The 13,367-nt window shown below is 76.5% G+C and carries 8 protein-coding genes; 6 read left to right on the top strand and 2 right to left on the bottom strand.

Annotated elements, in window-relative coordinates; genetic code table 11:
- Positions 1 to 132 precede the first annotated feature (132 nt).
- A complete protein-coding gene (locus tag WMF26_RS17295; protein WP_438001225.1) occupies positions 133 to 1,107 on the top strand; it encodes a COX15/CtaA family protein in 975 nt (324 codons plus the stop codon).
- Positions 1,108 to 1,119: 12 nt separating this feature from the next.
- Here the strand turns inward: WMF26_RS17295 and WMF26_RS17290 are convergent, their stop codons facing one another.
- On the bottom strand, positions 1,120 to 1,812 hold the full coding sequence (locus WMF26_RS17290; RefSeq protein ID WP_438001224.1) for a hypothetical protein: 693 nt from the start codon (positions 1,810 to 1,812) through the stop codon (positions 1,120 to 1,122).
- A 61-nt stretch (positions 1,813 to 1,873) separates the two neighbouring features.
- On the opposite strand from WMF26_RS17290, the gene WMF26_RS17285 reads away from it, so the two are divergent.
- Positions 1,874 to 2,449 (top strand): DUF99 family protein, encoded by a 576-nt coding sequence (locus WMF26_RS17285; protein ID WP_438001223.1) that lies wholly within the window; start codon positions 1,874 to 1,876, stop codon positions 2,447 to 2,449.
- Positions 2,450 to 2,458: 9 nt separating this feature from the next.
- On the opposite strand, the gene WMF26_RS17280 is transcribed toward WMF26_RS17285, so the two are convergent.
- On the bottom strand, positions 2,459 to 3,535 hold the full coding sequence (locus WMF26_RS17280) for a hypothetical protein (protein ID WP_438001222.1): 1,077 nt from the start codon (positions 3,533 to 3,535) through the stop codon (positions 2,459 to 2,461).
- 591 nt (positions 3,536 to 4,126) lie between these two features.
- Here WMF26_RS17280 and WMF26_RS17275 point away from each other — a divergent pair.
- From WMF26_RS17275 to WMF26_RS17260, 4 genes are all read left to right on the top strand, one after another.
- On the top strand, positions 4,127 to 4,720 hold the full coding sequence (locus WMF26_RS17275) for a bactofilin family protein (protein ID WP_438001221.1): 594 nt from the start codon (positions 4,127 to 4,129) through the stop codon (positions 4,718 to 4,720).
- Positions 4,721 to 4,888: 168 nt separating this feature from the next.
- Positions 4,889 to 5,737 (top strand): SRPBCC family protein, encoded by an 849-nt coding sequence (locus WMF26_RS17270; RefSeq protein ID WP_438001220.1) that lies wholly within the window; start codon positions 4,889 to 4,891, stop codon positions 5,735 to 5,737.
- Between the two features lie 473 nt (positions 5,738 to 6,210).
- On the top strand, positions 6,211 to 9,333 hold the full coding sequence (locus tag WMF26_RS17265; RefSeq protein WP_438001219.1) for a PD-(D/E)XK nuclease family protein: 3,123 nt from the start codon (positions 6,211 to 6,213) through the stop codon (positions 9,331 to 9,333).
- Entirely contained in the window at positions 9,330 to 13,340 is a 4,011-nt protein-coding gene (locus WMF26_RS17260) for a UvrD-helicase domain-containing protein (RefSeq protein ID WP_438001218.1), read from the top strand. Before WMF26_RS17265 ends, WMF26_RS17260 begins: the two co-directional genes overlap by 4 nt.
- The last annotated feature ends 27 nt before the right edge of the window (positions 13,341 to 13,367 follow it).

The following is a 13,367-nucleotide window of genomic DNA, read 5'->3' as shown; positions in this document are numbered from 1 at the left end:
CAGCGGAAGCCCGCTCGCCGCCGGTCGCGCGGGCCGCTCGCCGGCGCGGCGCCGGCCGCCGCGGGGGTCGCGCGCGGCGTCGCCGGTCGCGCGCGGGCTGCCGTCGCGCTGGTTTCGCGGTAAGGACCCCGCATGAATCAGGCGCGGTTCTGGAAGCTCGCGGCGCTCGCGCTGGCGTTCACGCTCGGCGTGATCCTGTGGGGCGCGTTCGTGCGCGCGACCGGCTCGGGGGCCGGCTGCGGCAGCCACTGGCCGACGTGCAACGGCGACGTCATCCCGCGTTCACCGAGCGCGGCGACCTTCATCGAGTTCACCCACCGCGCCACCTCGGGCGTCGCCTTCCTGCTCGTCGCCCTGCAGCTCGTCTGGGCGCTGGTCGCCTATCCGGCGGGGCACCCGGTGCGCGGCGGCGCGGCGGCGTCGATGCTGTTCATGGTGACCGAGGCGGCGGTGGGCGCCGGCATCGTGCTGCTCGAGTACGTCGCCCACGACGCGTCGGCGGCCCGCGCGCTCTGGATGGCGGTGCACCTCATCAACACGTTCCTGCTCGTGGGCGCCATGACGTGCACGCTCTACTGGGCGCGCGGCGGCCGGCGGGTGCGCCTGCGCGGCCAGGGCGCGACGGGCGCGCTGCTCGCCGCCGCGCTCGCGGGCGTCCTCGCGGTGGGCGTGACCGGGGCGATCGCGGCGCTCGGCGACACGCTCTTCGCGGCGGGCTCGCTCCGCGAGGGCCTCGCGCAGGACTTCTCGCCCGCGGCGCACTTCCTCGTGTCGCTGCGGGTCCTGCACCCGGTCGTGGCGGCGGTCGTGAGCGTCTACCTGCTCTACGCCCGCGGCGCGATCGCGGCCCGGCGCCCCTCGCCGCTGGTCGAGCGGCTCTCCGCGGCGACCGGCGGGCTCGTGCTGCTGCAGATCGGCGCGGGGGTCGTCAACCTGCTGCTGCTCGCGCCGGTGTGGATGCAGCTCGTCCACCTCCTGCTCGCCGACGCGCTCTGGATGGTCCTCGTCACCCTCGCGGCCGCCGCGCTGAGCGAGGAGGTCCCGGCGCCGGACGCGGGCGCGCGCGGGGAGAAGGCGCGGCCGGAGGCGGTCGCCACGCCGGGGTAGGCCGCCAGCGCGCTAGAGGTCGCCCGAGCTCCCGTCGCCCTGCTCGGAGTCCTGCGAGATCGTGCGGCGGACCGCGCGCTGCCGCGTCGGCCCGGCCTGGGCCGCGGCGCTCTGCGCGGGGAGGGACGCGGGGAAGTCGACCTGGAGCACCATCCCCTGGTCGGTCTCGATCACGCGGTAGGTCGCGTCGGTCTGCGCGCGCAGCTCGATCACCATGTCGAGATCGTTGCCCTGGTCGACGAGCTGCACCTGGGTCACCGGGGTCGCGAAGAACGAGGTGACGAGCGGGAACCGGTTCGTCTGGATCGCCCCCGCCCCCTTCATCCGGTAGACGAGGCGCCCTGCGGCCTTCGACTCGGCGACGTCGACCTTGCCGCCGTGGATCTGCACGAACACGCGCGAGCCCCCGGTCGGGAGCATGCGGAAGCCCGGGAAGGTGGCGACCGGCCGCCCGATGAGGTCGGCCTGCGCGTCCTTCGGCTTCGGCTTCGGCTTGCGCGCGCGCTGCCGGGCGGGCTGCGGCGCGCCGGCGCTCTGGCTGCGCGGGCCGCCGGCCGCCGCCTTCTGCGGGGCGGCGGCGTTCGCGGGCGCCGGCGCGGCCTTCGGGGCGGCCGGGGCGGCGGGCGCGCCCTGCGCGAGGGCGAGCGGCGAGGCGAGGCCGAGGGCCAGCGAGAGGCTCAGCGAGAGATGCCGGGGAGGTCTCACGCTACCAAGTACAGCACGCGCGCCTGGTCCGGAAAAGACGGCAGCGCGTTAAGCTCGGCGCGTGCCGCCCCGCGTCGCCCGCCTCTCCCACGTCATCGGCGTCGACGACGCGCCGTTCGCCCGCGATCACCGCGGCGACGTGCCGGTGATCGGGGCCGTCTTCGCGGGGCTGCGCCTCGAGGGGGTGCTCTCCACCCGCGCCCGCCGCGACGGGCGGAACGCCACCCCGGCGATCGCCGCGATGATCCGGGGCTCCCGCTTCTACGCGCAGGCGCAGGTGGTCCTGCTCCAAGGGATCGCGGTTGCGGGGTTCAACGTGGTCGACATCGCGGCGCTGCGCGACGCCCTCGCCCTCCCGGTCGTGGTGGTGGCGCGGCGGCTCCCGGACCTCGAGGCGATCCGCGGCGCGCTGCTCTCGCGCGTGCGTGGCGGGCGCCGCAAGTGGGCGCTCATCGAGCGCGCCGGGCCGATGGAGCCCGTCGGCGGCGTGTACGTGCAGCGCGCCGGGATCTCGCTGGAGGACACGACCGCGCTGCTCGCGCGGCTGGCCGTGCACGGCCACCTCCCCGAGCCGCTGCGCGCCGCGCACCTCATCGCCGGCGGGCTGACCACCGGCGAGAGCCGCGGGCGCGCGTGACGCGCGGGGCTACAGCGGGAGGCGGCTCGCGGCCCTGGCGGTGCCCGGCGTCTCGGCCTTCTTCCCGCGGCCGGTCACCTTCGAGTAGATGACGTCGAGGTTGGCGGTGATGTCGAGATAGAACTGCGCCGTGGGGCTGTAGAAGAAGTTCCTCCGCCTGCCGTCGAGGCCGATCTGGAGGTTCGTGTTGTTGTACCCGAGCGTGAGGTCGACGACCTCGAAGATCGGGTAGTTCAGGCTGACGTCGAAGGCCGTCTGCGGCACGTACGTGGGCCCTTGAGAGCCCTCGTAGGGGGCGCAGCCGGTGGCCGTCTCGGCGCATCCCCCCTCGAACTCGTGCTTGAAATCGCTGAGCAAGGCGAAGCTCGTCCCCAGGGAGAGGTCCTGGTAGAGCGGCACGTCGACCTGGAGGCTCGTGGCCAGACGATCCATCGCCAGCGACGTGCCGCTCAGCTGGTCGTCGGGCGCCGTCTCGCCGCTCGGGGTCATCCGCGGTCGCGCGAGGCCCTCCCGCACCGGCGTGTACGAATCCGAGAACAGGTGGGAGTAGCTCACGCCGAGCGTCGCCGTCACGTGGTTGAGCCCGTCGGCCTTCGCGCCGAGGAGCTTGATCTTCTGGATGAGCTGCGGGCCCACCGAGACGGTGAAGTACTTGCCGGAGTTCCAGCTCGCCGGGGAGGTCGGCAGGATCAGGCGCAGCCGCATGGCGGCGTCGGTCTTGTACTCGCCGCGGTCCGCGCCGCCGCTCTCCCAGAGCTCGCGGCTGTACCGGCCGTTGAGCGCGATGTCCTTGAACTGCGGCTCGCGGTAGGTCGTCGTGATGTCGCTGTTCGTGAGCTCGGTGACCCAGCCGATCTCGGCGGACACCGACACCTTGTCCTTCGGCCGGTCGAGCACGTAGAAGTTCGGCCGGAAGGTGAAATCCCAGCCGTAGACCTGGTCGGCAGGGATGTACTCCCCGCCGACGCCGAACAGGGTCGTGCTGGCGCCCTGGTTCCAGGTGAACGTCGACCCGCGCCAGCGCAGGGTCGTCTCCTCTTCCTCCTCCAGCACGGCGTCGGCCGCGGTGCCCTGGCTCCACCGCACCGCGGGCGACGTGATCGGCCCGGGCTCCGGTCCCGGCGTCTGCGTGGGCGACGGCGGCTCCGCCGGAGGCGCCGGCTCCGCCGGAGGCGCCGGCTCCGCGGGCTGAGCAGCAACGGAAGGCGCAGCACCGGGCGCGGCAGCGGCACCGGGCGCGGCAGGAACGGCGGGAGCGGCAGGGGTACCGGGAGCGGGCGCGGACGCTTCCGGGGCAGCCGGCGCCGGAGCGGACGGCTGAGCTGGCCCGGCGGGCGGAGCCGGATCGGCCGCCGGAGCCTTCGGCGGCTCGGGCGGCGTCTGCGCGGACGCCACCGAGATGCTGCCCAGGACACCGGCAGCCACAAGCAACGAACGGAACGTCATCTGCACTCCCTCTCCTGGTCCCTTCGGACCCTCACGCTCCACCGCGCGCTCGGCCAGACGTCCGCCCGCGCTCCGCACGCCCCCCGGCCCAAGGCGCCGGGAACCCGCCCCCTTTGCAGAAAACGTACCCCGCAGCAATTTATCCACAAATCATCGAAATGATTACATATTCATGGCCACCGCCGCGCGCGCGTTACCCCGCTGACGCGCGCCGCCGTTGCGAATGTGACGATGGCTGAAGTAAGCCAACAGGCCATGGACCCGATGTCCTTCCCGGGCGACAGGGACTCGCCCCTCTCGTCGCGATCCCCCGGAGGCCCCCGCGGCGACGACACAGGGGGCCACAGGCCCACCGAGATCAACGCCCTCCTGGGCCGCGGCACGCACTTCGAAGGCAAGCTCTTCTTCGAGGGCCGCGTGCGCATCGACGGCAGCTTCCGCGGCGAGATCCGCGGCGAAGACGTGCTCGTCATCGGCGAGGGGGCGCTCGTGATCGGAGAGATCCACGTGGTCACCTGCATCGTCACGGGGGGCGAGGTCCAGGCGAGCATCCGCGCCCGCGACGCCATCGAGCTCTACGCGCCCTCCAAGGTGACCGGCGCGCTGCACGCGCCCGCCATCTTCATCGATCGCGGCGTGCAGTTCGACGGGTCGTGCAAGATGGCCCCGCTCGAAGACGACGCTGGCGAGCGGCCTCTGCGGCCGCCCACGGCGTCCTCCGAGCCCGACGCCGATGTCGCCGGACAGGGCGCGAAGACCGCCGAGGACAGCGGCGGCGGCGCGCAGCGCGGCGCGACCGCGAAGCGCTCCGACGCGGATCGCTGAATTCCGACCTCCGCCGAAGATCGCACATTTTCTGTAGCGTGCAGGGGTGCGGCTGCCCGCTCAGCGAGTTACATCTATCGAGCGGCCGCGCTCTCGCCGCCCGAGGCGCACGCCCGCGACGTGGCCGGCAGCCACACGCCGACGGACGCTGCTCGCACAGGAGAGTCCATGAAGAAGTGGTGGTCCCTGTCCCTGATCGCCTTCTCGCTCGCCGTCCTCGCCCTCTCGCTCTCGCCGCGCGCGGCCCGCGCCGCCGACGCCGAGTCCGAGAAGCTCGCTTCGCTCGGAAAAGCGCTCCGATACACGCTGAAGACCACCGGGCCAGCCTCCACGATCGACACCGGGGCCGCGGCGATCCTCATCAAGGCGCCCCTGCCGGCCGTCCGGAAGATCGTCACCTCCTACGGTAGCTACAAGTCGTTCATCACCTCGTTCGACCAGAGCCGCGTGCTCGCGAAGCGCAAGGGCACGAGCGAGGTCTATCTCCAGGTGCCTATCCTGAACGGCGCCGCGCACATCTGGACCGTCGCCGACATGTCGCCGCCCACGAAGGACGGCGCCGACGAGGTGATCTCCGGGCGCCACAAGCGCGGCAATGTCGCCGACTTCCGCGCCCGGTGGCGGCTCCGCGCGGTCGACGAGCACCACACGATCCTGAAGCTCGAGCTCTTCGTGGACCCGAAGCTCCCCTTCCCGCCCTCGGCCGTCACCACGCAGCTCGCCCGGGCGGCCGACAAGGCGGTGACCGCCGTGCGGAACCGCGCGCAGGCCGAGGCGCCCGCCAGCGCGCGGCCGAGCACCACCGCCGCTGCCGATCCCGGCGCACCGCCCAGCGCCGCCCCGACCGCGACCGCCTCGAGCGCACCCGCGACCGCCTCGGGCAGCGCCGCCCCGGCCGCGCAAGCCAGCGAACAGGGCCGTACGAATGCGGCTCCGGCCCCGTCCGAGGTCGCGTCCGAGATGCCGCCGCCCGAGGACGACAGCGTGCGTCGCCACAAGGACATGGCGCGCCGGTAGCTATCCCCTCCATCGGTTGGGCGTCTCCCGACCGAGCGACCCAGCCAACCTCCCCCTCAGCCGCTGTCGAGATCGCCCGCGACGCGCATCGTGAAGCGCTGTCGCCGCCGGCAGCCGCCGCGGACCGCCGAGCCTGTTGATAACCGGAGAGCGCCCCGGGCGTGCCCTCTTGCCGCCCGGCCGCTTGCAATTCCGCAGGATTACGGGGGATCGCCGCCCGGACCGCCCGCGGTTCCCAACGGGCTTTTCAACACGCCTTCCGATCTTCCCACAAGAATTCCCACATTCCGCGGGAGTTTTTCAACAACCCACGCGCCCGGCGGAGGTTGCGAGGGGACGGATGCATGAAGTAAAGGCTCTGCGGTGAGGTATCCCTTGCCGGACGAGCATCCAGCCGCACCGGCGCGCTCCCAGCGTCTTGCCGCGCCGGGCGCCCGCGCTTCCCAGGAGCGGCGACTGGCCGTCTCGTGGCGGTGATCAGGACATCGCTCCTCATCGTCCCGACCGAGCGGCACGTCGAGCGTGAGCTCGCCGCGCTCGACCCGCGCGCCGCGGGCCAGGAAGTGCGCTCTCGGTGGAGCTTCGTGTCCGAGGCGCTCGCCCTGCTGGCGCCGGACGTCGCCGTCGCGAGCCCGCAGGCGACCCGCCTGGCGACCCGGCTCGCCCTCGACGCGCTGCCGCCGGACCGGCTCCGACAGCCGGCCGAGCCCGCCGCGCGCGTCGCGCTCGCGCACGGCCTGGACCGCGCTCTCGGGAGCTTCCGGCGCGCCGGGACGTCCCCGGCAGACCTGCGGGCGCTCGGCACGGGGTACGCGGTCGCCATCGCCGAGGTCCTCGAGCGGGCGGACGCGTCCCTGCGGGAGGCGCGCCTCGTGGACCCGCGCGGCGCAGGGTTCCTGCTCGGCCGGGCGCTCCGGTCCGCGGGCACGGCGGGCGCGCTGCCGCTGCCGCGCAACGTCACGATCCGCGGCGCCGTCGGCTGGGAGCCCGACGATCTCGCCTGGGTCGAGGCGCTCCACGCCGCCGTCCGCGCCTCGGGCGGCGCCGGCGTGACGGTCGAGCTGCCCGCGCTGCAGGGCGACGGCGCGGCGGCGGTCGCCGACGTCCTGGAGCGGCGCTGGGCCTCGCTCGACGATGCGCCGGAGATCGCGTGGGTGCCCGACCGGGAGGCGGAGCCGCTCGCCGCGATCGGCGCGAAGACCGCGGAGGGCGAGGCGCGCGCCGCCGCCGCCGAGGTGGCCGCCGCGCTCGGGCGCGGGGTGCCGCCCGAGCGCGTCGCCGTGGTCGTGCCCGCGCTCGACGACGCCGCGCTCGAGCCGCTCCGGGCCGCGCTGGCCGACGCGGGCGTCCGCTTCTCGGAGCCGCGCGGCCGCGCCGCGGCGAGCTGCCCCGACGGGCGCGTCGCGCTCGCGATCCTCCGCCTCGCCGTGGGCCCGGTGCGCCGCGAGCAGGCGATCGAGATCCTCCGCGCGCCCGGGGTCCACGCCGGCGCCTGGGTGGACCGCGCGTCCGCCGCCGAGGCAGAGAAGCGCTCGGCCGACCTCGCCCACCGGCTGCGCGACGTGCCCGTCGAGGTGGATCGCACGGGCCGCCTGCTCATCGAGAGCCTCATCTCGGTCGTGGCCGCACGCCGCGCGGACCGCCGCGCGGGGCCGCCGCGGGCCGCCGGGCGCGACGCGCGGATCGAGGAGGCGGAGCTCGATCTGGGCCTTTCGACGCTGCGCCGCGCGGGCGAGGCGCTCAGCGACGACGACGAGGCGTGGATGCCGCACGCGCTCGAGCGGCTGCTCGCGAGCGCCCGCTGGATCGGCGAGGCGACGACGCGGCCCGAGATCGTGCGGCGCTTCGTGTCGCTCCTCGACAAGCTGAGCTTCGGGGAGCCCGGCGTCGAGGAGCTCCGCGCGGCGCTGCGCGGGGAGCGGCGGAGCGGCGGCGCGATCGCGCTCGAGGCGATCGGCGCGATGGGCCAGAGCGCGCGGGCCGCGCGCGCGATCCGCGAGCAGGCCGAGGCGCTCGCGCGGGCGGCGCGCGATCTGGGCTGCGAGGACCGCGCCGCCACCGCGGCGGAGGTCTACGCGGAGCTCGAGCGGGCCGCCGCCGAGCAGGGCGCGGGGCCGCGCGGCGACGCGGGCCGCGCCGGCGCGGTGCGCGTCGACGTCGCCGCCGGGCTCGCGGCGCTCGAGCACGACGTGGTGGTGGTGACCGGGCTCGACGCGCGCGCCTACGGCGGCAGCCCCGGGGCGGACGAGACCCTGCTCGGCGAGGCGCTCCGCGCGAGGCTGCCGGTGCCGAGCCGCCCCGCGTCGGGGCGCGAGCGCCAGGCGGCCCAGCGCGCGGAGCTCGGCTGGGCGCTCGCCGGCGCGCGCAGCGTCGCCGTCTGCTTCACGCGCGGGGACGACAGCGAGCCGAACGAGCCGCACCCGGTCTTCGCGGCGGCCGTCGCGGCGGGCGCTCCCCAGCGGACGGAGCCGGCCTCGCGCGTGGCGCCGGACGCGGCGGCGCTCGGGCCGCGCGACGCGGAGCTCATCGCCCTCGCGGGCGGCGGGCGGCCGGCGCCGGACATCGCCGAGCGGGTCCGGATCGAGCGCGCCCGCGCGGACTTCTTCCTGGATCCGCGGGCGCCGATCGATCGCTACACGGGGCGGGTCCTGCTCGACGAGGATCCAGCGCTCGGCGCGCAGCTCCGGGCGGCGATCGGCGGGGCGCGCCCGGACCGGCCGATCGCGGTCACCCACATCGAGCGCGCCGTGGGCTGCGCGTTCGCGGGGTTCGCGCGCCGCGTGCTGCAGGTGCGCCGCGCGGAGGACCTCGCGGAGTCGGCCGACGCGCGGGAGCGCGGCACGCTGATCCACCGCGCGCTGCAGGCGTCGTTCGAGGCGCTGCGCGAGCTCGGCCCGGACCGCGATCCGGCCGAGCAGCTCTCGGCCGCGCGCGCGGCGGCCGAGGAGGCGCTCGGCGTGTCGGCGCCCATGGCGCCGCTCCGCCGCGAGGCGGTCGAGAAGGCGATCGCGGACGTGATGGAGGTCGTGGTGCGCGCCATCGACGGGGAGGAGTCGTCGCCGGAGCTCCGCTTCTTCCTGGCCGAGCGGCGGTTCGGCGCGGGGGAGCCGCCGCCCTGGCAGCCGCTCGAGCTGCCGCCGTCGGACGACGACGAGGAGGGCGCGCCCAGCCTGTGGGTCGACGGGCAGATCGACCGGATCGATCGGTCGACGGACCAGCGCGTGGTGCGGGTGGTCGACTACAAGACCGGCAAGCTCCCCGACGCGAAGGAGCGGCGGCGGGCGCTCCAGCTGCCGCTGTACAGCGCCATCGCGGCGCGCGCGCTGGGCGCGGAGGAGGTGCGCGCGGTCTACATCGGCGTGCGCCAGCGCGGGCTCATCGAGGTGTGGCCGGGCAAGGTCGACGAGCAGCGCGCGCTCGCCGAGGGCTGGGCCGAGGCCGGGCGCGCGGCGCGGGCGGCGGTCGTCGCGCTCTGGCAGGGCAAGGCCGCGCCGCGGCCGGTGATGGCGACGATGTGCGCGCGCTGCGACGCGCGCGACGTGTGCCGGCGCCCCGCGGTCGTGCCGACGGACGAGGCGGCGGAGGAGGTCGCGTGAGCGCGGCGCCGCGCGGGGCGGAGCTCGCCGAGGGCGACGCGCTCATCTACGCGTTCCGCCGCAACGTCGTGGTCGCCGCGAGCGCCGGCACCGGCAAGACCCACCGCCTCACGGCGCTCTACGTGCTGCTCACGCTCGGCCTCACCTCCGTCGGCCAGGCCGACGCCGCGACCGCCGCGCCGCCGGTGCCGCCGGACCGCATCGTGGCGACGACGTTCTCGCGCGCGGCGGCGCGCGAGATCGCCCACCGCATCGAGCGGTCGCTCCGGGAGATCGCCCGCTGGGACGGCGCGTCGAGCATCCCCTTCGCCGACATCCTCCGCGCGCGGCAGGCGGCCGTCGCCGGTCCGCCCGGCGCGGGCGGCGGCGCGGCGCTCTCGCTCTCCGAGCTGCGCAAGCGCGCGGAGGACGCGCTCGCCCGCCTCCCGGCGGCGCGCATCGACACGCTCCACGGCGTCGCCAAGCAGATCGTCGACCGGCACGCGATCGCGATGGGGCTCTCGCCCTCCGCCCGGATCCTCGACGAGGAGGAGGCGCAGGCGCTGAGCGACCTCGCGGTCGACGAGGCGCTGAGCCGGGCGTTCGCCGAGGGGGGCGAGCGCGCCGAGGCCGCGCGCGCGCTCGTCGCCGCGACCGGCGGCGTGGAGGGCGCGCGGAGCGAGATCACGCGGCTGCTCGACCGGCTCGACGAGGACGGCCTCGCGCCGCGCCGGCTCGCGGTGTCCGACCACGCCGCCGAGGCCCGCGCGCTCGCGCGGGAGCTGCGCCGCCTCGCGGTCGAGAGCGCCGCGCTCGGCGGCGCGGCGTTCCGCGAGCCGGCGGCGGCGCTCGCCGCGGCGCTCGGCCGCGAGGGCGACGGCGCGCCGTTCCCCGCGAGCGCGGCGAGCGCCCCGCTGATCGAGCTGCTCACGCAGCGCAAACCGCACAAGAGCAAGTGCACGCCGGCGGACGAGGCGCTGCTCGCCTTCCGGGAGGCGCTGCCGGGCGAGACGAACCGCGACAAGGCGCTGCAGCTCGTCGGCTTCCTCCGCGAGGCGCCGGCGCTGACGCGCCGCGAGGCGCAGATCGTCGAGCTGCTGGAGGAGATCCGCGAGCGGCTCGCGGCCATCCGCCGCACCGAGGGCGGCCTCGGGTTCGGGGACCTGCTGCGCGCCGCCCGCGACGGCCTGCGCGACGATCCGGCGATCGGCGAGGCGGTCCGCGGGTCGGTCGACGTGCTGCTCGTCGACGAGTTCCAGGACACGAGCGCGGTGCAGCGCGATCTCGTGTACCTCCTGCGCGAGCGGGGCGACGCTGCGCTCGCGCGCCCGGCCGGCGTCGCCCCGACGGCGGCCAGCCTGTGGGGCCACGGGCTGTTCCTGGTCGGCGATCGCAAGCAGTCGATCTACGGGTTCCGCGGGGCGGACGTGTCGATCTTCTGCCGCGTCTGCGCGGAGCTGGCCGGCGCCGCCGCGGGCCGCGCGCTCGAGCTCTCGCCCTCGCTATGGTCGCCCGAGCCGAGCGCCGACTTCGTCGCGCTCCGCGAGAGCCGCCGGTCGACGCCCGAGCTGCTCGCGTTCATCAACGCGTTCTCGGCGCGCGATTTCGCCCAGGATCGCGCCCCCGGGGCGGGCGACGGCGGCGCGGGCGCGCCGCGCGAGTTCGAGATCGCCTACAGCGCGGCGGAGCACCTCGTCGCGGCGCCGGGCGGGGCCGCGCGCGGGCCGACGCAGGTCGTGCTCGTCGACGACGACGGCAGCGCCCCGGACGGGGTCGACGCCCTCGTGCGGGACGCGCGGGGGCAGCTGCGCGAGGCGCTGATCGCGGCCGCGTACATCGCGCGGCGCGTCCGCGGCGCGGGCGCCGGCGGCGGGGCGGCGGAGGGCGCCGGCGGCGGGGCGGCGGAGGGCGCCGGCGGCGGGGCGGCGGAGGGCGCCGGCGGCGATCTGCGCTTCCGCGACGTCGCCGTGCTCGCCCGGCGCCGGAGCACCATCCCGCTCGTCGAGCTCGCCCTCGCGCGCCTCGAGATCCCGTACGTGGTGGCGGGCCGGGCGCTCTTCGACGCGCCGGAGGTGCGCGACGTGGCCGCGATCCTCCGCCTGCTGCTCGATCCGCGCGATCGCCTGGCGCTCGCGACGGTCCTCCGCGGCCCGGCGGTGGCGCTCTCCGACACGGCGCTCGCGGTCCTCGCGCCGCCGGGCCGCGGGCTCACCGTCCCGCTGCTCGGCCGCTGGTCGAGCGCCGGGCTGGCGCCGGGGGGCCCGGAGGACGAGGGGCCCGGCGGCGCGCGCCCCCCCGCCGCGCTCGCGCGGCTCTCCCCGGCGGATCGCGAGCGGCTCGAGGCGTTCCGCGCCCGCTTCGCCGGCCTGCGCGGCGCGGCGCTCCGCTCGACGCCCGGCGAGGCGATCCGCGCCGCGATCGCCGCCTTCGATCTCGACCGCGTCCTCGCCGCGCTCCCCCGCGCCCAGGCCCGGCTCGGCAACGTCGACCGGCTGATCTCGATCGCCCGCCGCCGGGGCGGCTCGCTCGCGAGCTTCGTCCGCTGGCTCGAGCGCCGGATCCGCGACGAGGCGGACGAGCCCGAGGCCGCCGTCTTCTCGCCCGAGGACGACGCCGTGCGGCTCACGACGATCCACGCCAGCAAGGGGCTCGCTTTCCCGGCCGTGGTGCTCCTGGATCTCAACGCGGAGCCCCGCGCGGATCAGCCCGGCCTGAGCTACGTCCCCGCCGCGGGGGATCGCCCCGCCGCGCTGCTCGTGCGCCATCACGCGCGGCGCGTCGACCGGACGTCGCGGCTCGGCGCGCTCTACGACGTCGAGGCGTCGGCGCACGGGCCGTCGTTGCCCCTCAGCACGCCCGCGCTCCAGGCGGCGCGCGCCGAGGTGCGGGCGCGGGAGCGGGCCGAGCGGCAGCGGCTCACGTACGTCGCGATCACCCGCGCCGAGCGCGAGCTGGTGCTCGTCGGCGCTTCGGCCAAGCCGCGGAGCGGCTCGGCGTGGCTCACGCTGAAGGGGCCGAGCGCCGAGGACGCCGCGCCGCTCGCCGGCGCGATCGGCGCGACGCTCGAGGCCCGCTCGCTCCTCGCGGAGGCCAGGCCGCCTGCGCCTGGCACCGACGCGTACGCGCGCGCCGCGCCGGTCCCCCGGGCCGCGCCGGCGGCGGGGCCTGCGCGGGCGCGGACCGTGCTGATCGCGGCCGCCTCGCTCGCGGCGTTCCAGGGGTGCGCGCGCCGCTTCCGGCTGCGGCACCTCCTCGGGATCGGGGAGCCCGCCGGCGAGGGCCAGCTCGGCCTGTTCGACGTCGAGGGCCCGCCGGAGCTGCCGGGCGAGGAGCGCGTCGAGCTCGAGGACGGCGCGGATCCTCGCCCGCCCGGCCGCGCCGCGCACCGGGTGCTCCAGCGCTGGCCGCGCGCGCGCTGGGGAGAGCCGACCGAGGCCGCGGACGTCGTCGCGCGGCTCGCCTTCGAGGGGCTCGCGCCCCACGGCCCGGACGCGCTGCGCACCGCCGAGGGCATCGCCCGCTTCCTGGGCGGGCCCTATGCGCGGCAGGCGCGCGGCGAGGAGGCGGCGCTCCTGCGGGAGGAGGCGCTCGTGCTCGACGTCGAGCCCCAGGGCGCCGGAGAGCGGCGCGGGGCGAGGCTCGCGCTGTCGCTCGCGATCGATCTGGTGGTCTTGCATCCGGGCGGGCTGGTCGACGTCATCGAGGTCAAGCGCGCGCGCCCCCGGGCGGATCTCGCGCCCTACGAGCTCCGCCTGCGGGCGTACGCGCTCGCGTTGCGGAGGCGCCACCCGGACCGCCCGATCCGCGCTGGCGTGCTGTTCCTCGGCGCCGAGGTGGAGCCCGTGTGGCTCAAGGGGTCGGGCCCGATGGGGGCGATCGCCGACGAGGAGCATGCGCGGTTCGAGCGCGAGCTCGCCTGGCTCGCCGAGCGCTTCTCCGAGGCGACGGCGGAGGGCCGCTTCGACGGCGTCCCGGTCGAGGCGTGCCGCAGGCTGCGCTGCGGCTTCGTGCGGGCGTGCCACGGCTAGCCTCCTCGCCGGGGCGCGGCGCCGCGC

This window comes from Sorangium sp. So ce185 (assembly GCF_051526825.1).
Classification (GTDB): Bacteria; Myxococcota_A; Polyangia; order Polyangiales; family Polyangiaceae; genus Sorangium; species Sorangium cellulosum_D.
This window is presented reverse-complemented; position numbering and strand designations above follow the sequence as displayed.